Genomic DNA, 25,617 nt, shown 5'->3' with positions numbered 1-25,617 from the left:
TGTCCAATTCAAGAAACCACTACGACGATTCGCCATGCCTATCGACAACGCGGCCAACGCCCGCGCCCTGGAGTTCCGCCACCTGCGGTGCTTCATCGCCGTGGCCGATGAGCTGCACTTCGGCCGGGCGGCCCAGCGCCTGGGCCTGTCGCAGCCGCCCTTGTCCGTGGCCATCCAGCAGTTGGAGGCCAGCGTGGGTGCGCGGCTTTTCGACCGCGACAGCAAGGGCGTGCGCCTGACGCCGGCCGGCCAGGCCTTCCGCGGCCCGGCCGCCGCCCTGCTCGCGGGCGCTGAGGAGGCCAGTGCCCTCGCGCGGGAGGTCCAGGCCGGCGAAGTGGGCCGGCTGCGGCTGGGCTTCGTCGGCTCGACGCTGTTCACCGGCCTGTCGAGCTGGCTGCAGGCCCACCAGGCGCGGCACCCCAAGGTGGAAGTCATCGTCGTCGAGCTCAATTCCCAGGACCAGATCGACGCCCTGTTGGCCGGCGAACTGGACCTCGGCCTCGTCCATACCGACCGCCTGCCGCCCAGCATGGCCTCGCAGCCGCTTTACAGCGAGCCCTTCCTCGCCTGCCTGCCGGCCCACCATCCGCTCGCGGCGCGAGAGACCCTGCCGCTGGCCGCGCTCAGCGACCAGCCCTTCATCCTTTTCTCCCGCAAGGGCTCGCCCGACTACCACGCCCGCATCGTCGACATCTGCCGGCGCGAGGGCTTCTACCCTCGGCTGCAGCATGAAGGGCGGCATTGGCTCTCGGTGGTCTCGCTGGTGTCCCAGGGCCTGGGCGTGTCCATCGTGCCGGCGGCTTTCCTGCGCGCGGGCGTGCAGGGCGCCGTGTTCCGGCCCCTGGCGGAAGCCATCGAACCCTCGGCCGTGTTCGCGGCCTGGCGACGCGACGCGCCGGCCGTGCTGCGTGACCAATTCCTTGCCGCACGCCCCGGCTGACGCTTTCAGGGGCGATCCGGCCCGATCCGACCTGCCGCCGTGTTTGAATGGCAGTCCCGCGAGCAGGCCACCCGCTTTCCACAGAGCCCGCCGCAGCACGGGGCAGCCAGGAGACGACACCATGACCTCGATTCGCCAGCTCGCGGCTCGCCTGCTGCTCGCCCCCCTGGTGGCGGCCGGCCTGGCAGGCGCCGCCCATGCCCAGCTGACCGTCGGCCAGACGGCCGGCATCAGCGGCGCCGTCGCTTCCAGCGTCGGTGAGGCGACTAAGGGCGCCAGGCTCTACTTCGACATCGTCAACGCCGCCGGCGGCGTCAATGGCCAGAAGATCACCCTCGTGTCACTGGACGACAAGTTCGACCCCAAGCTGGCCGTCGCCAACGCCAAGACGCTGATCGACCAGGGCGTCATCGCCCTCTTCCTGAACCGCGGGACGCCGCACACCCAGGCCGTCATGCCGCTGCTCACCGAACACAAGGTGCCGCTGGTCGGTCCGTCCACCGGGGCCATGGTGCTGCACAAGCCCGTCCACCCCTGGCTCTTCAACGTGCGCGCCACCTACCAGCGCGAGGCGGAGCGGTCCATCGAGCACCTGAGCCTCATCGGCATCGAGCGCATCGCCCTCGTGCAGGTGGACGACAGCTTCGGCGAGGACGCCGCCGCCGGTGCGCTCTCGGGCCTGGCCAAGGTGAACAAGACGGCCGTCGCCCACGAGAAGTACGACCGCGCCAAGCCCGACTTCGCGCCCATCATCCCCAGGCTGCTCGCCCGGCAACCGCAGGCCATCGTCTTCATCGGCTCGGGCACGGCCGTCGTGCAGGGCATGAAGGCCGTGCGGGCCGCGGGTTCGACGGCACAGCTGGTGACCCTGTCGAACAACGCCTCGGCCGGCTTCATCAAGGACCTCGGCGACATCGCCTATGGGGTCATCGTCAGCCAGGTCTTCCCCTACGAGCGCTCCATCGCCAAGCCCATCATCAAGGAGGCTTCGGAGGCGGCCCAGAAGGCCGGTGTCGAGCTGACGCCCACGGTGGTGGAAGGTTTCGTCTCGGCCAAGGTGCTTGTGGAAGGATTGAAGCGAGCTGGCCCCAAGCCGACGCGGGAAAGCCTGCGCAAGGCACTGGAGGGCATGAGCCACTACGACGTCGGCGGCATCGAGCTGGGCTACAGCCCGACCGACCACACCGGCCTGGAATACGTCGACCTGTCCATCATCGACCACTCCGGCAAGTTCCGGCGCTGAAGGCAGCGCCGGGGAGCCGGGGCCCGCGGTTGACAGGCAGTTGGAATTAACCGACACCACGAGGCCGCCACCGCGTTTATGGTGCCGCCGCCATGCCTTCCACCGCCCCTTCCCATCCCCGGCCCCAGGCCTCGCCGCGCCTGTGGGACATCTCCCCCCTGGTCGCGCCCGACGCCCCCATCTTCCCCGGCGATGAACCCTATCGCCTGGCCTGGACGGCGCGCCTGGCGCCGGGCTGCCCGGTCAACCTCAGCGCCATCACCCTGTCGCCCCACGTCGGCGCCCATGCCGATGCACCGCTGCATTACGCCAACGACGCGCCCGCCATCGCCGAGGTACCGCTGGACGCCTATCTCGGACCCTGCCGCGTCATCCACGCCCTGGGTGCCGCGCCCCTCGTCACGGTCGAGCACCTGCGCCATGCCGAAGCCGCCCTGCCGCCGCGCGTGCTCGTGCGCTGCTGCGAGAAGGCCGACACGGTGTGGAACCCTGCCTTCACCGCCTATGCACCCGAGGCCATCGAGTGGCTGGCGGCGCGCGGCGTGCGCCTGATCGGCATCGACACCCCGAGCGTCGACCCCGCCGACTCCAAGGCGCTGGACAGCCACCAGCAGCTGCGCCGCCACGACCTGCGCGTGCTGGAGAACCTCGTGCTCGACGACGTGCCCGAGGGCGACTACGAACTCATCGCCCTGCCGCTCAAGCTGCAGGGCGCCTGCGCCTCGCCCGTGCGCGCCATCCTCCGCGAGCTGACCCCATGAACCTCGACGACGCCCAGCGGCTCGACGCCGCCGACCCCCTGCACTCCCTGCGCGACCTCTTCCAGCTTCCCGAAGGCATCACCTATCTCGACGGCAACTCTCTCGGCGCCCTGCCCCGCGCCACGCCCGAACGCATCCGTCGCGCGGTGGAGCAGGAATGGGGCGAAGGCCTCATCAAGAGCTGGAACACCGCCGGCTGGATCGACCTGCCGCGCCGCCTCGGCGACCGCCTGGCGCCGTGGCTGGGCGCGCGGCCGGGCGAGGTGCTGGTGGCGGACTCCACCTCCATCAACCTCTACAAGGTGCTGCACGCCGCGCTGCAGCTTCAGCAGGGCAAGCGCCGGGTGGTGGTGAGCGAGCGCAGCAACTTCCCCACCGACAACTACATTGCCCAGAGCGTCGTGCGCGCCCACGGCGGCGAGCTCATCCTGGCCGAGTCGCCCGAGGACATCCCGCCCCTGCTCGACGAGCGCTGCGCCGTGCTGATGCTCACCCACGTGAACTACCGCACCGGCCGCATGCACGACATGTCGCTGCTGACGCGCTGGGCCCACCAGGCCGGCGCACTGGCCGTCTGGGACCTGGCGCACAGTGCCGGCGCGGTGCCCATCGACCTGCTCGGCAGCGCGGCGGACTTCGCCATCGGCTGCGGCTACAAATACCTCAACGGCGGCCCGGGCGCCCCCGCCTTCGTCTGGATGCACCCGCGCCACGAAGGCCAGGTCTGGCAGCCGCTCACCGGCTGGCTGGGCCATGCCAACCCCTTTGATTTCGACAGCGAATACCAGCCTGCCCCCGGCATCCAGCAATACCAGTGCGGCACGCCCGCCGTGCTCGCGATGACGGGGCTGGACACGGCGCTGGACGTCTTCGACGCCGCCCAGAAACTCGGCGGCATCAAGGCCCTGCGCAACAAGTCGCTGGCCCTGACGGAAGCCTTCATCGACAGCGTGGAGGCGCGCGTGCCCGGCGCCACCATCGCCACGCCGCGCGACGCCGCGATGCGCGGCTCGCAGGTGTCGTTCTCCCTCGCCAAGGGCGTGGACGGTTATGCCGTGATGCAGGCGCTGATCGCGCAGGGCGTCATCGGCGACTTCCGGGCCGGCCGGCCGGAGCTGCTGCGTTTCGGCTTCGCGCCGCTGTACAACGGCTTCGCCGACGTCGCCCGCGCCGTGGACGTGCTGGCCGGCATCGTCGAATCGGGCAGCTGGAAAGCCCCGCAATTCACCAGCCGCTCCAAGGTGACTTGAACCACCCCCTACTCGCTTCGCGAGCCCCCTCAAGGGGGCACTGCCAGTGGCCCGTCAAAGCCGGTTCCACGGCAGTCACTCAGTAAGGCACTACGCATTCCCATGTCAACCATCGAACACCACGGCGCCCAGCTCGACTTCTCCAAGGACATGAGCTATGGCGACTACCTCCAGCTCGACGCCATCCTGAACGCGCAGAAACCGCTCTCGCCCGACCACAACGAGATGCTCTTCATCGTGCAGCACCAGACCTCGGAGCTGTGGATGAAGCTGATGCTGCACGAGCTGCACGCCGCCGTCGCCCACGTCTCGGCCGACAGGCTGCCCGAGGCCTTCAAGATGCTGGCCCGGGTGTCGCGCATCATGGAGCAGCTCGTCCACGCCTGGGACGTGCTGGCCACCATGACGCCGCCCGAGTACAGCGCCATCCGGCCCTACCTCGCCCGGAGCAGCGGCTTCCAGAGCGCCCAGTACCGGCGCATCGAGTTCATGCTCGGCAACAAGAACCCGGCCATGCTCAAGCCCCACGAGCACCGCGCCGACCTGCATGCACAGGTGAAGGCAGCCTTCGAGGCGCCATCGCTCTACGACGAGGTGCTCAAGCTCATGGCCCGCCGCGGCATCGACGTGCCGGCCACCCACCTCGAGCGCGACTGGACCCAGCCCCATGCCGCCGACGAAGGCGTCAAGGCCGCCTGGCTGACCGTCTACCGGGCGCCGCAGGACCACTGGGACCTCTACCAGATGGGCGAGGAGCTGGTGGACCTGGAGGACGCCTTCCGGCTCTGGCGCTTCCGCCACGTCACGACGGTCGAGCGGGTCATCGGCTTCAAGCGCGGCACCGGCGGCACCGGCGGCGTCAGCTACCTGCGCAAGATGCTGGACGTGGTGCTCTTCCCCGAGCTGTGGGCCCTGCGAACGGATCTGTAGCGCGCATGATCTGGGTCAAAACCCCAGGCGGCGGGGGCGGCTAGTCTCGGGCCCTTTTGATCCGACCCGTGGCCGCCCGCCACGCGTGCCGCCATGAACCCCTTCCCCCACGTCTCCCAAGAACTCGGCGCCCTGCTGGCGCGGACCGGCCTGGCCCCGCTGCGCCTGGGGGGCCGTGAGCTGCTGCCCATCGTGCAGGGCGGCATGGGCATCGGCGTCAGCGCCCAGCGCCTGGCCGGCGCCGTGGCTGCCGAGGGCGGTATCGGCACGCTCAGCTCGGTCGACCTGCGCCGCCACCACCCCGACCTGATGGCCGCCACCGAAGGCTGCAATGCCGGCGAGGACGCCAAGCGCCGCATCAACGAGGCCAACCTCGTCGCCCTGGACCGCGAGATCGCCGGCGCCCGCGAGCGCTCGCAGGGGCGCGGCCTGGTGGCGCTGAACGTCATGCGCGCGGTCAGCGAGTACGCGGCGTCCGTGAAGCGCGCGCTGGCGGCCGGCGTCGATGCCGTGGTCGTCGGCGCCGGCCTGCCGCTGGACCTCCCCGACCTCGCCCAGGACCACCCCAAGGCCCTGCTCATCCCCATCCTGAGCGACGCCCGCGGCGTGCAGCTCATCGTCAAGAAGTGGGAGCGCAAGAAGCGCCTGCCCGACGCCATCGTCATCGAGCACCCCGGCCTGGCCGGCGGCCACCTCGGCGCAGCCCGCATCGCCGACGTGAACGACCGGCGCTTTGACTTCGACCAGGTGCTGCCCGCCTGCCGCGAGTTCTTCAAGCAGGCCGGCCTGGAGCGCGACATCCCGCTGATCGCCGCCGGCGGCATCCGCAGCTTCGAGGACATCCGCCGCCTGCAGGACCTGGGCGCGGCCGGCGTGCAGCTGGGCACGCCCTTCGCGGTGACAAGCGAGGGGGACGCCCACCCCGAGTTCAAACGCGTGCTGGCTGAGGCCGGCGACGAGGACATGGTCGAGTTCACCAGCGTGGCCGGGCTGCCCGCCCGCGCCGTGGCCACGCCCTGGCTCAAGACCTATCTCAAGCTGGAATCCCGCCTGCAGTCGGTCGCCCAGGTCAAGCAGCGCTGCACCAAGGCCTTCGACTGCCTGGCCCAGTGCGGCCTGCGCGACGGCTTCAAGGACTGGGGCCAGTTCTGCATCGACAACCAGCTCGCCGCCGCCCTGCGTGGCGACGTGAAGAAGGGCCTGTTCTTCCGCGGCGCCGGCGCCCTGCCCTTCGGCAGCCAGATCCGCAGCGTGCGCGAGCTGCTGGAGCGCATGCTGACGCCGGCCCCCGCCCTGGCCTGACGCTCCGGCGCCGCCGGGCGGCCGGGAACCTTCCTTCCGGCAGGGGGAAGCCGCAAAACTAAACTCGCGGCTTCCACGCTAACAAGCCCTGCCATGGACAGCCGCACCTCCGAAACCCGACTGCGCATCGACCACCTGCGCGACGCCCTGGCCGCCAACGACGTGCACGCCGTCCTGGTGCCGTCCAGCGACCCCCACCTCTCCGAGTACCTGCCCGAGCGCTGGCAGGGCCGCGAATGGCTGTCGGGCTTCACCGGCTCGGTGGGCAGCCTCGTCGTCACGCGCGACCACGCCGCCCTCTTCGCTGACAGCCGCTACTGGGCCCAGGCCGAAGCCCAGCTCGCCGGCAGCGGCGTCCAGCTCGAGAAGATGACCTCGGGCGCCTCGACGCAGTACATGGACTGGATCGCCCGGACCCTCAAGCCGGGCGAAGTGCTGGCGGTGGACGGCCAGGTACTGGGCCTGGCCCTGGCCAAGGCCCTGGGCGCGGCCCTGTCCCGCGCCGGCATCCAGCTGCGCACCGACCTCGACCTCGTCGAGCAGGCCTGGCCCGGCCGGCCCGGCCTGCCCAAGGCGCCCGTCTACGAGCACGCCGCGCCGCATGCCGTCGTCGCCCGCGCCGACAAGCTGGCCCGCGTGCGCGCAGCCATGGCGAGCATCGGCGCCAGCCACCATCTCGTGTCCACCGTCGACGACGTCGCCTGGCTGCTCAACCTGCGCGGCTCCGACGTGGAGTGCAACCCCGTCTTCATCGCCCACCTGCTGCTCGACGCCCAGGGTGGCCGCCTCTTCGTCGCCGAGGGCAAGGTGCCGGCCGACGTGGCCGCCCGTCTCGCGGCCGACGGCATCCAGCTCGCGCCTTACGGCGAGGCCCGCGCCGCCCTCGGCGCGCTGCCGGCCGGCGCCAAGCTGCTGGTGGACCCGCGCCGCGTCACCCTGGGCCTGCGCGAGGCCGTGCCGGCCGGCGTGGAGGTCGTCGAGCAGATCAACCCCAGCACCCTGCTCAAGAGCCGCAAGACGCCCGAGGAGGCCCGTTTCATCCGCGAGGCCATGGCCCAGGACGGCGCCGCCATGTGCGAGTTCTACGCCGAGTTCGAGGCCTCGCTGGCCCGCGGCGAGCGCTGGAGCGAGCTGGACATCGACACCCGCCTGTCCGCGCAGCGCCGCAAGCGCCCGGGCTTCGTCGGCCTGTCGTTCGCCACCATCGCCGGCTGGATGGCCAACGGCGCCCTGCCCCACTACCGCGCCACGCCCGAGTCCTTCGCCTGGATCGAAGGCGACGGGCTGCTGCTCATCGACTCCGGCGGCCAGTACCTCGGCGGCACGACCGACATCACCCGCGTCTGGCCCATCGGCGAGGTCAGCGACCGGCAAAGGCGCGACTACACCCTGGTGCTCAAGGGCACGCTGGCGCTGTCGCGCACCCGCTTCCCGCGCGGCACGCCCAGCCCCATGCTCGACAGCATCGCCCGCGCGCCGCTCTGGGCCCACGGGCTGGACTACGGCCACGGCACCGGCCACGGCGTGGGCTATTTCCTGAACGTGCACGAAGGCCCGCAGAGCATCTCCAAGGCCGTGGCCGAGCCGGCCATGGCGATGGAACCCGGCATGGTGACCTCCATCGAGCCGGGCCTGTACCGGCCGGGCCTGTGGGGCGTGCGCATCGAGAACCTGGTGATGAACGTGGCCGTCGAGACGCCGGAGCACAACGCCTTCGGCGAGATGCTGGAGTTCGAGACGCTGACGCTCTGCCCCATCGACACCCGCTGCATCGACGCCAGCCTGCTGGGCGCCGACGAGATCGCCTGGCTGGACAGCTACCACGCCACCGTGCGCGAGCGGCTGCTGCCGCTGGTGGACGGCGCGGCGCGCGACTGGCTGCTCAGGCGGACGGAGCCCCTGGACGCCTGATGCGCGGATAACGCCAGACCAGCGCGGCACTGGCCGCCAGCATCAGCAGCACGCTGGCGAAGAGGGGTGCCGCGCCGTCGGTCCGGCCCATGAAAGGCGCGACGGCCTGGGTGCCGATCGAGCCTGCCGCGAGCAGGGCCAGCACCAGCAGTGCCGTGCCGCGGCCCATCTGCGCCGGTGGCACGGCCAGGGCGTCGCCGAAGGTCGCCGGGCCGCGGACGGCGAGGGCGCCGCAGAAGCTCATCCAATAAGCCAGCACGACGGCATAGGGCGGACGCCCCCAGGCGAGCGTGACGCCCAGGGCCAGCCCACAGGCCAGCAACTGTGCCCCGCTGCCCCACTGGACGACGCGGGCATGCCCGAAGCGGGCCGCCAGCCGGCCCGACTGGGTCGCCCCGAGCATGAACGAGCCCACGCCCAGCACCTGCAGCACCGCGAAGGCCGCCGGGCCCTGGCCCAGGCTGTGCAGCAGCAACTGCGGCGCGCTGGCCAGGAAGGTCAGCAGCGCGCCGATGCACAGCGCATGCGAGGCCGCCAGGCGCAGGTAGCTGCGGTTGCGCAGCAGGCCCAGCCAACCGGCATCGTGGGAAGAATCCAGGCCGGGCAGGCGCCGCGGCGCGATGCGCACCACCCAGGGCAGCACCAGCAAGGCCAGCGAGGCGAGCAGCCAGAAGGTGCCGCGCCAGCCGATCAGCGGCAGCATCAGCGCGCCAAGCACCGGCCCCGCGGCCGGCACGATGGCCTCGACCATGGAGATCGCGGCGATGCCGCGCACCACGTCGGCATCGCCCAGCGTGGCGCGCACCACCGTCGGAGCCACCACCGTGGCGGCAGCCGCCGCCACGCCCTGCAGCAGGCGCATCGCCAGCAGCAGCTCGATGCCCGGCGCGAGCGCGCAGCCCAGGCTGGTCAGGGCCAGCAGGGCCAGGCCGACCTCCATGCAGCGGCGCGGCCCCATGCGGTTGAGCAGTTCGCCCCACAGCAGCTGGGCGCCGGCCAGGCCCGCCAGGTAGACGGCCACGGTCGCCTGGGCGAGCGGCACGCTGACGGCCAGGTCCGCCTGCAGGGCCGGGACCGCAGGGAGGTAGAGGTCCATGGCGGCCATGCTGACGCCGGTGACGAAAGCCAGCGGCAGGATGGTTCGGACGGAAGCGGAAGGCGGGGAAGACGATGGATGCATGGAGGCCCTCGTGAGGGCGCCCTTGTCCAAACGTCGCCACCGAGCGTGGCGGAAGCGCTTCGGGCTTCCGTCGCAGCACCCCTCGGCAGGGACGGCGCCGCGGCGAAGCACCCGGCGCGGCGGCGATTCTACGGAGCGGCCCTAAGCTCGCGCCTTTGCGTCATCCCGATCCGCCATGGATGAAATCGAAGTCGCCGTCATCGGCGCCGGCGTCGTGGGCCTGGCCGTGGCCCGCGAGCTCGCACAGCGAGGCCGCGAGGTCGTCGTGATCGAGGCGGCCGGCGCCTTCGGCACCGGCATCTCGTCGCGCAACAGCGAGGTCATCCACGCCGGGCTGTACGACCGCACCGACCGCCTGAAGACGCAGCTGTGCGTGCGCGGGCGGCACCTGCTCTACGCCTACTGCGAGTCGCGCGGCATCGCCCACCGCCGTTGCGGCAAGCTCGTGGTGGCCACGCGGCCCGAGGACCTGCCGCGCCTGGAAGCCCTGGCCGCCAATGCCGCCGGCAACGGCGTGGAGGGGCTGCGCCTGCTGGACCGGGCCGAAACGCTGGCCCTGGAGCCGGCCCTGCAGGCGGCTGGCGCGCTGTGGTCGCCGGCCAGCGGCATCGTCGACAGCCACGGCCTCATGACCGCCCTGCTGGGCGACGCCGAAGCCGCGGGTGCCAGCCTGGCCCTCGCCAGCCCGGTGACCGGCGGCGCCCGCGATGCCACGGGCTGGCGGCTGAGCACCGAGGGCTTCGAGCTGCGCGCCCGCCACGTGGTCAATGCCGCAGGGCTGTTCGCGGCGCAGGTGGCCCGGTCCCTGGGCGCACCGGCGCCGCAGCTGCGCTTCGCCCGCGGCCACTACTTCTCGCTGCCCGGCCGGGCGCCGTTCTCGCGGCTGATCTATCCGCTGCCGGTGGAAGGCGGCCTGGGCGTGCACCTGACCCTGGACCTCGGCGGCCAAGCCCGCTTCGGGCCCGATGTGCAATGGCTGGACGGCCAGGCCCCCGCGCAGCTGGACTATGCCGTCGACCCGGCCCTGGCTCCGGCCTTCGAGGCCGAGGTGCGCCGCTATTGGCCCGGCCTGCCGCCGGGCGCCCTGCAGCCGGCCTACAGCGGCATCCGGCCCAAGCTCAGCGGCCCGGGCGAGCCCGCGGCCGACTTCGCCATCGACGCCAGCATGCCCGGCCTGGTCCAGCTCTTCGGCATCGAGTCGCCGGGCTTGACGGCCTCGCTGGCCTTGGCCGAAGAGGTCGCCGCCCGGCTTTGATGCGTCAAGCCGAAACGCTGAGCTGCGAGTCAACGCCGGATTGCTGCAGCCAGTTCTTGCTGAGCTGGTCGTAGAGCTTCTGCGCCAGGGCAGCGATGTCGCCGTTGGCGCTGCCGGAGTTGCCGTCGGAACTCGCCGTTTGTGCAAGCTCCTTCAACTGGCCGGCCAGCCGCTCGATCGGCGAGACCGTGCCGTCCTGGTTGGCGTCCAGCGGGTCGTAGGTGGTCGAGGTCGCGCTGGTCTCACCGCTGCCCGACGAGGAGGGTGGCGGGCCGCCGGCGCCGTGCGGGCCGCCTTCGTGCCGCTGCGTCCTGCCGGCCTCGAACTCGGTGCGCGACAGCTGGCCGTCGCCATCAGTGTCGAGCTTGGCGAACATGTCGCCGTCCTCGCCGCCTTCGCCGTTGGCCGCACTGCGAGACTGCGCGAACTCCAGCGTCGACGGCGGCGGCATCAGATCGCGCATGCCCTGGCTCAGCTCTTCGCTGGTCAGGCTGCCGTTGCCGTCACTGTCCATCTTCTTCAACAGCTCGGCGCTGTCGCCGGCCTGGCCGCTGAGCGGCCCCTTCTCCAGCATGGCCTTCAGCTCGGTGGCATCGACACCGCCGCTGCCGTCGCTGTCGACCTTGGCGAACATGCGGGCTTCATTTTCGGCCCGACGGTTCGGGAGGTTTTCCCAGGACCGGTTGGCACCGCCCAGGCCGCTGATCGTGCTCATTGGGGACTCCTTTCAATGGTTTGGATCGCCCCGCGGCGCCGGCGCGGCGGGACGGTTCATTCTTGAAAGTGCGAGTCAAGCCTTCGTATGCGCCATGTGTCGGCACCGACATAAAGCGGGGTTTGAGCGGACGAACTGGGCGGCAATCACCGCCCAGTTCGCGCAATGCCTGTCACCCCTCGGTCCTTGCCGCCCTGGGCGCCGTCTCCCGGCACATGGGCTGGCCGATGCGGGAGTTGCAGGTCGGCGCCCGTCACAGGCTGGCCTCCACCATGGCCTGCAGTTCCTCGAGCAGTTCGGTGGCGGCTTGCAGGCGGGACTTGTCGATGCCACCGAGCAACTCCACGCGGTAGGCGTCGGCCGCCGTCTTGACCTTGGCGTAGAGCTGGCGCCCGGCCTCGGTCAGCACGACATGCTTGATGCGCCGATCGGTCTCGGACGGCACGCGCTGCACCAGCCCGGCCTTGACGAGGCGGTCCACGAGGGCGACGACGGAGGGGCCCTCGACGCCCAGCCGGTTGGCCAACTCGATCTGGGACAGGGGCTCCTTCGACTTGGCGACGTTGGCGATGGCCAGCCAGCCGGCTTGCCCGACGCCGAGGTCCTTGAGCCGGCGGTCGATGGCCTGGCGCCAGATGCGGGCGGTGTTGTGCAGCGCCAGGGAAAAGCGCTCTTCGGTGGTAGGCATGGCGGGGCCGGTTGATTCGTCGGCTAATCGTTAGATGTCTAATTTATTCTAACGACACCGCCAGCACCGCCACAGCGCGGCAAGGCGAATGCCCACGGGCCCGGGACGCTTTCCGGCCGGTGGCCGGAAAGCGCGCTTCAGATGGCGAAGGCGGCGTCCGAGGCCGCGCTCTGCCGGGGCCACAGGGCCAGCCCGCCTGTCAGGCTCGACGCGCGTTCGTGGCCGAGGCGGCGCAGGGCGCGCGCCGCCTGCGCGCTGCGATTGCCGCTGCGGCAGAAGAAGACGACCATCGTCTCGGCCGGCAGCGACAGCCAACGGCCCATGGCATTGGGCAGGCCGGAGAGCGCCACGGCCTCGCGCTGCACCCGGGCGCCGAGCTCGGGCACCTGGCCCAGGCGTTGCTCGTAGGGCTCGCGCACGTCCACGAGCACGACAGCCGCCGGTTCGCCCAGCAGCTGCCTCAATTCGGCGGGGCTGATCTGGCTCGACGTGCACTCCCCTCCCCCATCGACCCGGGCGCCGCAGGCGACGGTCTGGTAGCGGGTCAAGGCGAGGTCGCGTTCCAGCACGGCCTTGGCCGAGGCGAAGGCTTCGTCGTCCAGCCGGCCTCCGAGCACGTCGGCAAGCAAGGGCTGCACGGCGCATTCGACGGCCAGGGTGCTGGCGAAGCGGTCTTCGTAGTCGTGCCCCGGCAGCAGCAGCGTCTGCGGGCCGACGGCCTCGGCCAGCCGGCGCAGCGAGGCGCCGTAGTCCAGCGGCGCGCTTTGTTCGAAGTCGCTGCGCCCCAACGCTCCGGGCATCACCGTGTCGCCGACGAAGGCCAGCCGCAGGCCTTGCGCGTCGTGGAGGAGGTAGGCGGTCGAGTCCCGGGTGTGGCCGGGCACGGCCAGGCGGGTCAGCTTCAGCGCACCGAGTGCGATGGCCTCGCGGCCGAGCGGCCAGCCCAGGCCGTCGACTTCGCCGGGGTCCTGCGCCAAGGCCTTCAGCAACTCGGGCGCGGAGGAGGCGTGGTCGCCATGGCTGTGGGTGTCCAGCACCGCTGCCAGCGCGTAGCCCTGGCAGCCCAGCCACTGGGCGATGCGCCCGGTCAACTCGGGCAAGGGGTCGATGACGACGGCGCGGCGGCTCGCGGCGTCAGCCAGCAGGTAGCAGCAGGCGCCCTCCACGACGAAGCGGGTGACGCCGTCGGCCGGGGCGGCCTCGCCGGTGGTCTGGGGGGCCAGGCAACTGGCGCGCAGCGACTCGCCACAGACGCGGATGCGGGCGCAGGCCTCGTCGATGAAGGCGCGGTCGGCCACCGGCCCGAACGACAGGCGCACCGCCGAGGCCGTCTGCCAGGCCGGCAGGCCCATGGCCTCGAGCACATAGCTCGGCGCGGCCTTGGCGGCGCTGCAGGCCGAGCCGCCGCTGACCCGCAGCTCGGCGGCGTCGAACAGGTCCAGCAGCAGCTTGGAACTGAGCCCGGGCACGGAGAAGTTGAGGGTCGTCGGCAGGCAGAGGTCGGGCGGCGCGTTGAATACCAGGCCCGGGAAGGCCTGGTGCAGGGCCTCCGCCAGATCACGGCGGTAGGCGGCCAGCGTCGCGGCGTCGCGGAAGGTCTGGCCGTCCTCCAGCGCGGCGAGCACGGCGCCCAGGGCCGCGATGCCCGACATGTTCTCCGTGCCCGAGCGCAGGGCGCCCTCCTGCCCGCCGCCGGCCAGCAGCGGCGTGAAGGGCGCGGCTTCGCGAACGTAGAGCAGGCCGACGCCCTTGGGCGCGTAGAGCTTGTGGCCCGAGAAGGGCGCGTAGTCGATGCGTCGCCCGGCCAGGCGCAAAGGCAGCTTGCCCAGGGCCTGCACGCCGTCGACCATCCAGAGCGCCGCGCTGCCCGCCAGAGCGGCCTCGATGCCGTCGAGGTCGCTGATGACGCCGGTCTCGTTGTTCGCCGCCATGGTGCAGACCAGGCCGGCCCGCGGCGCGTGTTCCCGCAGCCAGCCGAGGTCGTGGCGGCCATCGCGGCCGACCGGGATGGCCAGCACCTGGAGGTCGAGGCCGAGCAGCGCGTTCCAGTGCCGGAGCGCTTCAGGCACGGCCTTGTGCTCGGTCGCCCCGTAGAGCAGCAGCTCGGGCGCCTGGGGCTGCGCGAGGCGTTCGCGCAGCGCGCTCAGGGCCGACAGCACGGCCGTCTGGATGCCTTCGGTCGCACCGCTCAGGAAGAGCAGGCGGCCGGTGTCCGCCCCCAGCACGCGCCGAGCCCGCGCCCTCACGCTGTCCACCAGGGCCCGCGCCTTCAGGCCGGTGCTGTGCACGCTGCTGGGATTGCCGAAGTCCTCCGCCATCACCGCCAGGGCCGCCTCGCGGGCCTGCGGCAGGACGGGGGTCGTGGCATTGGCGTCGAGATAGATTTCCATGGAGCAGATCCGCCGGCAGTGGGAAGGCTGGCGCGCATTGTTCCCATCGAGGCTGGGAAACGGTTTGCGCACGCTGGCGCCAACCCGCCAAATGAGAGCATGCCATGCTGGATATCATCAAATCCATGAAATTGGATTCCATCGATATCCGGATTCTGGACATCCTCCAGCAGGACGCGGACCTGCAGGTCGCGGAGGTAGCCCAGCGGGTGGGCCTGTCGACCACGCCCTGCTGGCGCCGCATCCAGCGCCTCAAGGAGGCCGGCGTCATCACCCGCCAGGTGGCCTTGCTGGATGCGCAGAAGGTGAACGTGGGGGTGACCGTCTTCGTCTCGGTGCGCACCAGCACGCACACGCAGGAGTGGTTCGACACCTTCAAGGCCACCGTGCAGGCCATCCCCGAAGTCGTCGAGTTCTACCGCATGAGCGGCGACGTGGACTACCTGCTTCGCGTCGTCGTGCCCGACATCGCCGCCTACGACCGCGTCTACAAGCGCCTCATCGCCGGCACGCAGTTGCACGACGTGAGCTCGAGCTTCGCGATGGAGGAACTCAAGCTGACGACGGCGCTGCCGCTGAGCTACGTGGTTTGAGAACGGCCATCGCCAGCTCGGCAGCACCGGCCGACCGTGGCGACTTCACGAGGCCTGCGGCGGCTTCGCCGCGGCATTGACATCCGCCGAACTCGCGAGTTACATCGACAGGCGGCAGCCCCCGCCGACGAAATCCTGGGCACACCAGGGCAGACACCATGTCCGATGCGTTGAGCCCGGCCTTCGACGCCGCCCCGCGCGGCCCCACGACGCCGGCCGAGGTACCCGCACCGCCCATGCCCGCGGGGTCCGGATCACCCTCCCTGCAGATGCAGCACGCGGGCCACCCGGTCTTCGACTGGGTGCCCCCCATCACCCTGCAGCCAGCGTACGTGGCGCTGAAGCGCCGAATCGACTGGGAGCGGCCGCAAGGCGACGGTACCGAGACGGTGACCTTGCTGCCGCTGCCCCAGACCCTCACCGCCTTGCAGGCGATCCACGGAGGCCTGACGCTGGCCATCAGCGAGGGGCTGCCTCCCGCGCTCAACGTCGATCCACCGTCGTCTCCGCCCACGCCGCCCATCCCTGCCCAGGCGGCATTGCATATCCGCTTGTCACTGACGCAGTTGCCGTGCAGCCACGGCGGCGCGATGGCCTCCGACGGCTCGCCGGCGCCGGGGGCGCTGGCCGAGGGCTCGCATGCGCCGTCCATCCTGCCCAACGTCTACCAGCTCGGCGGCACCGACGCAGCGACGCGGGACCTGATCCACCTCGCTCTCGGCGGCGACCTGTCGCAGGCCAGCCTGTCGCTGCTCTACCCCTGCACGGCGCCGGCGGAGAGCGCATCAGCCGGCCGCCAAGCCTCGTCGATGGCGTCCGACGCGCTCAGCCCGCAAGTCCAGCTCATCAAGGCCGACCTGTCCTCGCTCGAGCTGGCTCCGCAGGAGGGCGCCGATCCGGCGGCAAAGGCCGTTGCGCTGCCACGCACCGAGGCGCGCGCCGCGGTGGCCGATGTCGCGGGCTTCCTGCGGTTGATCTGGGAGCGCGGCGTGGTGAACGCGCCGGGCTTCTTCCTCTTCTACCAGTCCGCCAGCGGCGCGGACCTTCCCGCGTCGCTGTTCACCGCCCCCGTCGGCAGTGGCCGCCAAGCGGCCGAGCTGGACGTCGTGCTGACCTTCGGCGCAGCCGCGACCCCGACCTCCGTTCCGGCCTGCGCCAACGCACTGGTGGTGGGAGCGCATGGCCGCACCACGCCTTGGTACGCCGCATTGAGTGACCCTGGCACGGGCCAGCCCGTCCAGGTCGGCACGCCGAACTACCCGGCAGGCACACTGGCCGTGCAGGTGCAATGGCCGCCCGCGGCCGATGACGGCCCGGTGTCGATGCGCCAGCTCCATCACCGGCTGCAGTTCGCGGTGCTGGGCGAAGGTAGTGACGAGGTGTCCGATTGGAGCCCGCCCATCGACCCGGCGCAGGAGGCCGCCGAGCCGGGCTCACCCGCCGCCGGGTCGGGCTCATCGCCCAGTCCCTGGCCCAAATACCTGTGCAGCATCCCGGCCAGTGCCTCTTTGCCGCCGCCCTCTGGCGCGGTGAACCGTTACGACATCATCGGCCGGCCTCTCGGCCTCGCGCTGCGCATCATCGACATCTACGGCAATGCCCTGCCGCCCTTGCGGCAACTCCAGCAGACGCCGATGTACCAGGATCCGATCATCGGACCGGCCGAATGGCCCGGGGTGCTCATCCACTACAGGATCGAGCCGGGCACAGACGGTCAGGCGCAGCTGGCGCTCAAGCTGAACTTCGACCCGCAGGCCATCGTGCCGGACCCAGCGTCTGCGGGCGGACCGCCCGCCGCCGGCATCACAGGCGACCGAGCGCTTGACGCCTGGCAGGCCGCGCTGTCTCGCTACCGTCTCATCATCGACCAGCTCACCGATCGGCACATGAGCGTGAGCCTGGCCTGCAGCCTCAGCGGCCAGCCCCTTCCCGGCACCGATCCGCATGCCGTGGCGAACGGCCTGATCACGCTGACCCAGGCGATTGCAGCGCAGATCGAGCTTGCGCTGGCGGCTTCCCCGCTGCATGTGGACCCGGTGGACGCCAGCTTGTGCCTGGCCGTGCCCAACGCCGCCGTGCAGGCCTTGACGCAGCTCATCGTGCCGCTGACGGTGACCCTCACGCTGGCGCGCCCCGAGGCCCTGGTCGCGCCCGACGCGCTGTCCGCCTTGCCCGGCGTGGCTCGGGTAGCCCAGGCCATCGCGCCCGACCTGTCAGGCGGCTCGCCCGGCGGCACCGATGGCCTGAGCGACTTCGCCGCGGCATTCGAAAGCGCCTTCCGGAACTTCGACGGCGAGGGCGGCTGCCTCAAGCTCGCACGGCGCGCAGGCGTCACCGGCGCGGGCACCGGTGCCCTGCCCACACTCCGCGCCGTGCGCTGGAGCGCCAGCCATGGCGTGGACGTCAAGCTGGGCAGCGAATTCGCCTTCTTTGCGCTTCGACCGCTCAGCGTCAAGCCGATCACGGCGGTGGCCGACGGCCGGACTTGGGTCGGCATCGACCTGAACCTGTGGGCCCGTGATTTCCTGGCCGCCTTCGATGCCCTGCTGGCCCCGGCGCCAGCAATGGCGATCTCCCTGCTGGAGAGCCAAGCCGGCAGCAAGGACGAGGCCCTGTTCGAACAGCTCATGGCGCTGAAGTACAGGCTTGCCAAGGCCATCCCACTGGGCCTGTCACCGCTCTTCGACGACACCGGGTCGGCTGGCGACCTGACCGCCGCGCGCGAGCGCCTCGAGCAGGCCTTGCTGGGCGAGCTCGCCAGCGCGTTCACGGTCAACACCGTCCTGCAGGTAAGGGCCACCATCCACGTGACGGGCTGCGGAGCGCCCGCCAGCCCCGCGACAGCGCCGCGGCTGTTCGGCAGCCTCGGTGCGCCGTCGCTGCCGGGTGCCTCGCCTGCCGCAGCCAGCCGCCCCTGCTGCTTGTCGAGCGGCAGCCTGGACCTGGTCGAGGGCAGCCCCTGGATGTCCACGCTGGTGACGGTCGCGCAGACCGACCTGCAGGCCCGGATCGGCCTGCCGCTGACTTTCGAGGTCAGCCATCTCCAGGAGGATTTCGACCCGGGCGCGGCCCACCTCGGCTACGTCCCCTGGGCCTGGTCGAAGTTCGCGCAGCCGCAGGCCGCACCTCTGCAGATGCCCATCGCTGACGAGGTGGTGCTGCCGGTGCCGCTGATCTTCAGTCCCGTGCAACCCGCGCTGCTGCAACAGACCGCACGGCCCGCGGCCTTGGCCTCGCCGGCCAGCCCGCCAACCGCCAGTGATGAGATCGCCGCGGCCATGCAGTGGCTGTACGACGTCGACATGAATCTGCAGCTCGTCGCCCAAGACCAGCTGCACTTCGACATGACCTACAACGAGGCCGCGGCCGGCATGCAGATCCAGCCAGCGCCGCAGGACACGGTCGGGAAGCTGTTCCAGCAACTCGCGGCCTTCCAGGCCTGGTATCCACCGGTCGCCACGACGCTCCGTGCGCTGACACCCGCAGGCGCCGAGGGCAGCCCGACCGGCTCGACGACCTCCACGCGCGAACTGGTGGAGGCATTCCGCGACCTTGCGAAGAACATCACTGAGGCCTGGGAAGCGCTTCACACCGTCAAAGCCGGCACGCTGACCGACAGGCCGCCGGAGGTGAGGGAGCGCTTCTGCCTGCGGACAGGTACCGCCGCAAACGGCGAATTCGAGCTGACGTTGTTCGGGCGCCATGGGCTGGGCGACCCGGCGCTTCACTGGCCAACGCTCACCACGGCAGACGGCCAGTCCTGGGTACCCGGCGACTCGCCCCCCTCGCCTGCGCCAGACGCAGGCAGCCCGGCCGGCGAGCAGTGGCTCGCGCAGTCTCACACCTTCCCGACGCCGCCGTCACTGACCCGCCTGTCGCTGTCCTTCGGCCCACTGGAGATCACGCAGGCGCAGAGCGGCATGCTGTCCAGCTGGGTCGTTCGCAATGCTCACCTGATCGAAGGCCGGCGCACCGCCAGCACCTTCATCCACCGCACGCCGAGGGTCGACTTTGCGTCGCCTGTCGTGCCGCTGATCCACCGGCAGGGGCCGCTCGCGATCACACGTGGCGCCAATCTGACTGCCACCCTGGCCGGCATCCTCACACCCATCGCTCAAGTCGGCCAGGGCTCGGCGACCCATCTGCAGGTATCGGTGGCCTGCCGATACGCCGCCAGTGACACGATGCCTTTGCTGGTGTCCGCGCCCATCACGCTGTTGACTGCCAGTGCCATCGATGATCCTGGGCAACTGGCGACCACGCTCGCGGCAGAGCTGGCGAGCTGGTACGGCGCCGTCCGGCCGTCGACCCGGTCCGGCAGCCTGGCGCTGGCCATCACGGTCATCGGCAGGCAAGGCTTTGTCGAGCTGCCGCTGCTGCAGTTCGACGAAATCGTCATCTCAACCGAGGACGCATCAGCCGCCTGGTGGACTGCAACGGTGTGATGGGTGGGGCCTCGCCCTCATCCCGCTGGCTGGCGACCTCGTGGGCCTCAGGAAGCCGCGTCAGCACAAGGCGCCAAAGAAAAATCCCCTATGAGAACCGGTCTTCATAGGGGACTTCGTATTACTTGGGGTGGCTGATGGGACTCGAACCCACGACAACAGGAATCACAATCCTGGACTCTACCAACTGAGCTACAGCCACCGCAGAGCCAAAAAGTATAACCCAGAAATCAGGGTGCGCTGGCGGCAGATGCCGGGGCGGCGACCTTGAGGACGGCCTTGTACTGGGACTTGAGGGCCGCGAGGTAGGCCTGGCCTTCGGCGCGGGCCCAGGCGTTGGCGTATTGCTGGACGGCACGCTTGTCGTCGATGACGGCAGCGTCGCGCGGCAGGAGCTGGCTGATGCGCACGACGACGTAGCCGCCGTCCTCGGCTGCGACGCCGACAGCGGTGGGCAGCTTGGCGGCGTCGGCCCCCAGCACGGCTTCGAGCTGGCCGCGAGAGAGGCTCTGCGGCTTGGCGCGGGACACGATCGTCGCCGGCTCCAGTCCAGCGGTATCCGCCGGGTTGGCCTTCAGGGCCGCCAGGCGCGCCTCGCCGGCCTTCTTGGCTTCGGCGCTGGCCAGCTTCTTGACGAGCTGCTCGCGGACCTTGTCCTTCACGTCGGCCAGGGGCGGCACGCGCGCGGGGCTGTATTGCGTCACGCGGGCGGACACCAGCTGGCTCGGGCCGGTCTCGACGGCCTCGGTGTTGCGCTTGTTGCGCAGCGCCTCGGCGCCGAAGACGGCTTCCAGCAGCTTGGGCGAGGCGAGCGGGCCGGCGGCGCCGGCTTGCGGCTGGCGCTGGACGGTGGCGGTCTGGATCTGCAGCTTGAGCTTGTCGGCCGCGGGCTGGAGGCTGTCGGACTGCTCGTAGACGAGATTGCCGAACTGCTCGGCGGCTTCGGCGTAGCGGCGCTGGGCGAGCTGCTTGCGCACTTCGGACTCGACCTCGCCGCGCACGGCCTCGAAGGGCTTCTTCTCGCCGCCGCGCACGCCGGTCAGCTGGATGATGTGGTAACCGAAGTCGGTCTCGACGAGGTTGCTGATCTCGCCCGGCTTCATGGCGTAGACCGCGGCGTCGAACTCCTTGACCATGGCGCCACGGCCGAAGAAGTCGAGGTCGCCGCCATTGGCTGCCGAGCCTTCGTCCTGGGAGTTCTTCTTGGCGAGGGCCGCGAAGTCGGCCGGGTTCTTGCGCACCTGGGCCAGGATCTCCTCGGCCTTGGCCTTGGCCTTGGCGCGCTCGTCGGCGGGGGCGTTGCGGTCGGCCTTGATGAGGATGTGGCTGGCGCGGCGCTCTTCGGGCACGCCGTAGCGGGAGGCGTTTTCCTTGTAGTAGGTCTGCAGGTCGTCCTCGGTGAACTTGACGTCCTTCTTCAGCGCCTCGACGTCCAGGACCAGGTATTGGATCTGGGCGGATTCGGGCAGTTGGAACTTGGCGGCGCTGGCCGGCTCCTTGTAGAAGGCTTCGAGGTCGGCGTCGCTCGGGTTGATCTTGGCGGCGTAGTCCTTGAGCTCGAAGCGCTGCAGCTGCACTTCGCGCTGCTGCAGCAGGGCGTCGAAGGCCAGCTTGGGCGCGCTGTTGCCGACGACCGGGGCGGTCTCGACCGGCGCCGTGACCTGGCGCAGCGCGTAGTCCTGGCGCAGCCGCTCCAGGAAGACGGAGGGCGTCATGCCCTGCGCGGCCAGCAGCGCCTTGTTGACGGTGCCGTCCGGGTTGCGGAGGAAGGCGAACTGCGGATCGTTCCAGAAGCGTGCGTTGACGGCCTCGGGGCTGGGCGTGAAATGCTGGTGGTCCGCCGCGGCCTGCAGGGTGCGCTCGGTGACCAGGCCCTCGAGCGCCTTGTGCTTCATCTCGGGCGTGTCGAGCAGCTTGGCGTCGATGTTGGGGCTCTGGCTGCGGATGCGGTTGGCCTGCTCGCGCTGGGCGACGTCCCACTCGGCCTGGGTGATCTTGCGGCCATCGACGCTGGCCACGCCGGCGTTGGCGCCGCCCATCATGCTGGTGTAGCCCTGCATGCCGACGAAGGCGAAGGACGGCAGGATGAGCAGCAGCAGGATGAACTGGAACAGGCGGTTGTGCTGGCGGACGAAATCGAACATCGCGGAAAGCCTTGAAGGATCAAACGCAACGAAGGCGAACCGGGGTTCGCCTTCGAGGGAGTCGCATTCTATGTGGGGACGGCGGGTACCGTCGTCTGGGAGATCGGTTGGTGGGTGCTGACGGGCTCGAACCGCCGACCATCGCTGTGTAAGAGCGGCGCTCTACCAACTGAGCTAAGCACCCGGCGAGCCGGGGCCCGATCTCGATGAAATCAGTTGACCGCGTCCTTCAGGGCCTTGCCCGGTTTGAACTTGGGAACCTTGGCCGACTTGATCTTGATCGCCTCGTTGGTGCGCGGGTTGCGGCCGGCGCGGGCGGCACGCTTGGTGACGCTGAAGGTGCCGAAGCCCACCAGCGAGACGGTGCCGTTCTTCTTCAGCGTCGTCTTGACGCCGCCGATGACGGCTTCGAGCGCACGCCCCGCAGCAGCCTTGGAGATGTCGGCCTGCTTGGCGATGTGCTCGATCAGTTCGGACTTGTTCACTCGTGCCCCCCACTCTTGGAGATTCAGCGGACTGTTGGCCCTGCTCCGGTGGCCGGTCAGCAGGGTTTGCGAAGAGATGCGGTTCCGCGCACTGCACGCCTGTTCGGCCTCCAAAAAAGGAGTCCAGGCACGCGCGGGAAGCGGATTCTAGACGCGCCCCCAGTGCCAGGCGGGGAGGGAAAAGTCCCGATACAACTCGATGTCCGGTCGGCAGGCGCCGTTCAGCGAGCCTTGGCGCGGATTTCGGGCAGAGCCTTCTGCAGATAGTAGACCATCGACCAGATGGTCAGGACGACGGCGGCGTAGATCAGCCAGGTCCCCCAGGCCAGCGTCGGGATCAGGCCGAACAGGCGGCCGTCGTAGAGCAGGAAGGGGATGGCGATCATCTGCACCGTCGTCTTGAGCTTGCCGACCATGTGCACCGCCACGCTCCGCGAGGCCCCGATCTGCGCCATCCACTCGCGCAGGGCCGAAATGGCGATCTCGCGGCCGATGATGACGAGGGCGACGAAATCCTCCACCCGGCCGAGCTTGAGCAGCACCAGCAGCGCGGAGCAGACCAGGAACTTGTCAGCGACGGGATCGAGGAAGGCGCCGAAGGAGGAGGTCTGGTTGAGCCGGCGCGCCAGCCAGCCGTCCAGCCAGTCGGTCAGCGCGACGACGATGAAGAGCACCGTCGCGAAAAGGTTCTGGTGGGCACGGCTCAGGTCCAGGTAGAACACCCCGACGATCAGCGGGATGGCCACGATGCGGGCCCAGGTCAGCAGAGTCGGCAGGGTCAGGAACATGGGGCGATTGTGCACAAGGCTGGGGCTTGCACGGCCGAGGTGCGCGTGCGCCCCGCTCAATCGAGGCTGCGCGGCTTGAAGCGCCGGTCCTCGTCGAAGAGGAAGGTCTCGGTGAACTTCCAGGGTTCGGGCATGCGGCGCACGTCGCCGAAGGGAGCCGCCCGGTGGATGGCGTCGATGGCCATCTGCAGCGTCTCGGGGCCGAACTTGGGCCCGCGGACGACATGCACCTTGCGCACGCTGCCGTCGGACTTGACCTCGACGTCCAGCACGATGACGGTGAGCAGTTGGGCCGGCGCCGGCGTCATGTAGCTGCGCTCCGGGTTGGCGAGCACCAGGCGCTCGGCAGCCTGGCGACGCAGTTCGTCATGGGTGCGCACGGCCTTGGGTGCCGGCAGGCCGGCCGCCTTGGCCGCGGTTGGCGCGGCGGGCGTGGCGGCCGGGGCTGCCACCGGAGCCGGCGTGGGAGCGGGCGTCGGCGACGGGGCGGGGGCACGTGGCGCCACCCCGCAGGCGGCCAGCACGGGGGCCAGCAGCCAGCGGGTGGCGCGCTGGATTCGTTGGACGATGGACATGGATTGGGCCCCTCCTCGGGCCGTCGTGGCGGGCGCCATGTTGCGCCCATTTCGGGTCAATGCAGCGCGCGGTAGATGTCTTCGGCGAGTTCGCGCGAGATGCCTTTCACGCTGGCCAGCTCGTCGACGCTGGCGCCGGCCACGCCGCGCACGCCGCCGAAGCGCTGCAGCAGCTGCGAGCGCTTCTTGGGCCCGACGCCCGGCACGTCCTCCAGCCGCGAACCGCCCGTGCGAGCGGCGGCGCGCCTGGCGCGCATGCCGGTGATGGCGAAGCGGTGGGCCTCGTCGCGAATCTGCGCGATCAGCATCAGCGCGGCCGAGTCGCGGCCGAGGTAGACCTTCTCGCGCCCGTCGGCGAAGACGAGCTCCTCGAGGCCGACCTTGCGGCCCTCCCCCTTCTCCACGCCGGCGATGAGGCCGAGGTCCAGGCCCAGCTCCTCGAACACCTCGCGCGCCATGCTGACCTGCCCTCGCCCACCGTCCACCAGCACGAGGTCGGGCAGCCGCCCGGTGCCGAGCTGCGCGGCCTCGGCCAGCTTGCTGTAGCGGCGCGTGAGCACCTGGCGCATGGCCGCATAGTCGTCGCCGCCGACGACGCCCTCGATGTTGTAGCGCCGGTACTGGCTGCTCTGCATCTGGTGGTTCTCGAAGACCACGCAGCTCGCCATCGTCGCCTCGCCGGCCGTGTGGCTGATGTCGAAGCACTCGACGCGGAACTTGTCGATCTCGGCGACCGACAGGTCCAGCGCGTCCACCAGCGCCCGCGTGCGCGCCTGCTGCGAGCCCTCCTCGGCCAGCAGCCGCGCCAGCGCCAGCTCGGCGCCCTTGATGCACATCTCCTGCCAGATGCGCCGCTGGCCGCGCGGCTGGGCCTGCACGGTGACGCGGCTGCCCGCCTGGGCCGCCAAGGTATCGGCCAGGCCGGGCTCGACCGGCTCGCTGACGACGATGAGGCCGGGCACGGGCGAGGCCAGGTAGTGCTGGGCCATGAAGGCCTCCAGCACCTGGCGTTCGGGCGACACGGCCTCCTCATCGTCCAGCTGCATCGCGGTCGCGTCGTCGACGTGCCTGGGGAAGAAGGCGCGGTCGCCCAAATGGCGGCCGCCCCGCACCATGGCCAGGTTCACGCAGGCCTTGCCGCCCTGCACCTTGACGGCCAGGATGTCCACGTCGCGGTCGCGGCCGGTGGCGCTGCTCTCCTCGATGACCTGCTGCTGCAGCACTTTGGACAGCGCCTGGATCTGGTTGCGTACCTCGGCGGCCAGCTCATAACGCTGTGCCTCGGCGTAGGCCATCATCTGCTCCTGCAGCGAGGCCATCACCTCGTCGGTCTCGCCGCGCAGGAAGCGCTCGGCGCTGGCCACGTCGCGGGCGTACTCCGGCGTCTGCCCGAGCGGCACGCAGGGCGCCGAACAGCGCTTGATCTGGTGCAGCAGGCAGGGGCGGCTGCGGTTGTTGAAGACGCTGTCCTCACAGGTGCGCAGCTTGAACACCTTCTGCATCAGCTGGATGGACTCCTTCACCGCCCAGGCGCTCGGGAAGGGCCCGAAGTACTTGTGGCGCTTGTCCACCGCGCCGCGGTAGTAGGCCATGCGCGGCCAGGCGTGGGCCGTGATCTTGAGGTAGGGGTAGCTCTTGTCGTCCCGGAACAGGATGTTGAACCGCGGGTTCAGCGTCTTGATGAGGTTGTTCTCGAGCAGCAGGGCCTCGGCCTCGGTGCGCACCACGGTCGTTTCCAGCCGCGCGACGCGCGCGACCATCATGCCGATGCGGGTGCCGCCGTGGTTCTTGTGGAAGTAGCTGCTGACGCGGCGCTTCAGGTCCTTGGCCTTGCCGACGTAGAGCACCTCGCCACGGGCATCGAAATAGCGGTAGACGCCGGGCAGCGCGGGCAAGGCGTTGACCTCGGCGAGCACCCGGTCCCGGGCGGCGCGCGCGGCGGCTTCGAGGTCGGCGGCTTGCTGGGCGCCGGATTCACCGATCTCGGCGTTGGGGACGGGCGTGTCGGACATGGCCGGGATT

Annotated in this window: 19 protein-coding genes, 2 tRNA genes and 1 riboswitch; of the genes, 10 read left to right on the top strand and 11 right to left on the bottom strand. The window is 70.5% G+C overall.

The window, feature by feature from the left end; genetic code table 11:
- Positions 1-67 precede the first annotated feature (67 nt).
- The 7 genes from LXT12_RS18305 to LXT12_RS18275 all read left to right on the top strand — a co-directional run bounded on the left by LXT12_RS18305 (position 68) and on the right by LXT12_RS18275 (position 8,337).
- Entirely contained in the window at positions 68-940 is an 873-nt protein-coding gene (locus LXT12_RS18305) for a LysR family transcriptional regulator (RefSeq protein ID WP_233393925.1), read from the top strand.
- A 121-nt stretch (positions 941-1,061) separates the two neighbouring features.
- Positions 1,062-2,183: an ABC transporter substrate-binding protein gene (locus tag LXT12_RS18300; RefSeq protein WP_233393730.1), complete on the top strand. Its 1,122-nt coding sequence runs from the start codon at positions 1,062-1,064 to the stop codon at positions 2,181-2,183.
- A 92-nt stretch (positions 2,184-2,275) separates the two neighbouring features.
- Positions 2,276-2,944: an arylformamidase gene (gene kynB, locus LXT12_RS18295; RefSeq protein WP_233393729.1), complete on the top strand. Its 669-nt coding sequence runs from the start codon at positions 2,276-2,278 to the stop codon at positions 2,942-2,944.
- Positions 2,941-4,194 carry a kynureninase gene (kynU, locus tag LXT12_RS18290; protein WP_233393728.1) on the top strand — a complete coding sequence of 418 codons (1,254 nt, stop codon included), beginning with the start codon at positions 2,941-2,943 and terminating at the stop codon, positions 4,192-4,194. Before kynB ends, kynU begins: the two co-directional genes overlap by 4 nt.
- Positions 4,195-4,296: 102 nt before the next feature.
- Positions 4,297-5,124 (top strand): tryptophan 2,3-dioxygenase, encoded by an 828-nt coding sequence (gene kynA / locus LXT12_RS18285; RefSeq protein ID WP_233393727.1) that lies wholly within the window; start codon positions 4,297-4,299, stop codon positions 5,122-5,124.
- 93 nt (positions 5,125-5,217) lie between these two features.
- Complete coding sequence (locus LXT12_RS18280; protein WP_233393726.1) at positions 5,218-6,426, top strand: NAD(P)H-dependent flavin oxidoreductase; 1,209 nt, start codon at positions 5,218-5,220, stop codon at positions 6,424-6,426.
- A 93-nt stretch (positions 6,427-6,519) separates the two neighbouring features.
- Complete coding sequence (locus LXT12_RS18275) at positions 6,520-8,337, top strand: aminopeptidase P family protein (protein ID WP_233393725.1); 1,818 nt, start codon at positions 6,520-6,522, stop codon at positions 8,335-8,337.
- On the opposite strand, the gene LXT12_RS18270 is transcribed toward LXT12_RS18275, so the two are convergent.
- Positions 8,309-9,517, bottom strand: coding sequence for an MFS transporter (locus LXT12_RS18270; protein ID WP_255763693.1), 1,209 nt, complete (start codon positions 9,515-9,517; stop codon positions 8,309-8,311). The genes LXT12_RS18275 and LXT12_RS18270 overlap by 29 nt on opposite strands.
- A gap of 7 nt (positions 9,518-9,524) precedes the next feature.
- Positions 9,525-9,607, bottom strand: a riboswitch (S-adenosyl-L-homocysteine riboswitch).
- 85 nt (positions 9,608-9,692) lie between these two features.
- Here LXT12_RS18270 and LXT12_RS18265 point away from each other — a divergent pair.
- Positions 9,693-10,772, top strand: a complete 1,080-nt coding sequence (locus LXT12_RS18265; RefSeq protein WP_233393723.1) for an NAD(P)/FAD-dependent oxidoreductase — start codon at positions 9,693-9,695, stop codon at positions 10,770-10,772.
- A 4-nt stretch (positions 10,773-10,776) separates the two neighbouring features.
- Here LXT12_RS18265 and xopAW read toward each other — a convergent pair whose 3' ends face one another.
- The 3 genes from xopAW to LXT12_RS18250 form a co-directional block, all read right to left on the bottom strand.
- A complete protein-coding gene (gene xopAW, locus LXT12_RS18260) occupies positions 10,777-11,487 on the bottom strand; it encodes an EF-hand domain-containing protein (protein ID WP_304622772.1) in 711 nt (236 codons plus the stop codon).
- A 253-nt stretch (positions 11,488-11,740) separates the two neighbouring features.
- On the bottom strand, positions 11,741-12,175 hold the full coding sequence (locus LXT12_RS18255; protein WP_233393721.1) for a MarR family winged helix-turn-helix transcriptional regulator: 435 nt from the start codon (positions 12,173-12,175) through the stop codon (positions 11,741-11,743).
- 137 nt (positions 12,176-12,312) lie between these two features.
- Positions 12,313-14,565, bottom strand: coding sequence for an aminotransferase class V-fold PLP-dependent enzyme (locus LXT12_RS18250; RefSeq protein ID WP_233393720.1), 2,253 nt, complete (start codon positions 14,563-14,565; stop codon positions 12,313-12,315).
- Between the two features lie 125 nt (positions 14,566-14,690).
- Between LXT12_RS18250 and LXT12_RS18245 the strand changes: the two genes are divergently transcribed.
- Both LXT12_RS18245 and LXT12_RS18240 read left to right on the top strand, forming a co-directional pair.
- Positions 14,691-15,158 (top strand): Lrp/AsnC family transcriptional regulator, encoded by a 468-nt coding sequence (locus tag LXT12_RS18245; RefSeq protein ID WP_414708901.1) that lies wholly within the window; start codon positions 14,691-14,693, stop codon positions 15,156-15,158.
- A 332-nt stretch (positions 15,159-15,490) separates the two neighbouring features.
- A complete protein-coding gene (locus LXT12_RS18240) occupies positions 15,491-19,603 on the top strand; it encodes a hypothetical protein (RefSeq protein ID WP_233393719.1) in 4,113 nt (1,370 codons plus the stop codon).
- A 126-nt stretch (positions 19,604-19,729) separates the two neighbouring features.
- On the opposite strand, the gene LXT12_RS18235 is transcribed toward LXT12_RS18240, so the two are convergent.
- The 7 genes from LXT12_RS18235 to uvrC all read right to left on the bottom strand — a co-directional run bounded on the left by LXT12_RS18235 (position 19,730) and on the right by uvrC (position 25,607).
- Positions 19,730-19,805 (bottom strand) — tRNA-His (locus LXT12_RS18235).
- A 28-nt stretch (positions 19,806-19,833) separates the two neighbouring features.
- Positions 19,834-21,747, bottom strand: a complete 1,914-nt coding sequence (locus LXT12_RS18230) for a peptidylprolyl isomerase (protein WP_233393718.1) — start codon at positions 21,745-21,747, stop codon at positions 19,834-19,836.
- A gap of 108 nt (positions 21,748-21,855) precedes the next feature.
- A tRNA-Val gene (locus LXT12_RS18225) sits at positions 21,856-21,931 on the bottom strand.
- A gap of 28 nt (positions 21,932-21,959) precedes the next feature.
- The gene (locus tag LXT12_RS18220) at positions 21,960-22,232 is read right to left on the bottom strand and encodes an HU family DNA-binding protein (protein ID WP_233393717.1); all 273 of its coding nucleotides are present in this window, start codon (positions 22,230-22,232) and stop codon (positions 21,960-21,962) included.
- 221 nt (positions 22,233-22,453) lie between these two features.
- Positions 22,454-23,020, bottom strand: coding sequence for a CDP-diacylglycerol--glycerol-3-phosphate 3-phosphatidyltransferase (pgsA, locus tag LXT12_RS18215; protein WP_233393716.1), 567 nt, complete (start codon positions 23,018-23,020; stop codon positions 22,454-22,456).
- A 56-nt stretch (positions 23,021-23,076) separates the two neighbouring features.
- A complete protein-coding gene (locus LXT12_RS18210) occupies positions 23,077-23,595 on the bottom strand; it encodes a hypothetical protein (protein WP_233393715.1) in 519 nt (172 codons plus the stop codon).
- A 56-nt stretch (positions 23,596-23,651) separates the two neighbouring features.
- A complete protein-coding gene (gene uvrC, locus LXT12_RS18205) occupies positions 23,652-25,607 on the bottom strand; it encodes an excinuclease ABC subunit UvrC (RefSeq protein ID WP_233393714.1) in 1,956 nt (651 codons plus the stop codon).
- Positions 25,608-25,617 lie beyond the last annotated feature (10 nt).

This window comes from Pelomonas caseinilytica, from assembly GCF_021353235.1.
GTDB classification, from domain to species: Bacteria; Pseudomonadota; Gammaproteobacteria; order Burkholderiales; family Burkholderiaceae_C; genus Pelomonas; species Pelomonas caseinilytica.
Note: the sequence above shows the minus strand (reverse complement) of the source record. Positions and strands in the feature narration are given on the sequence as shown.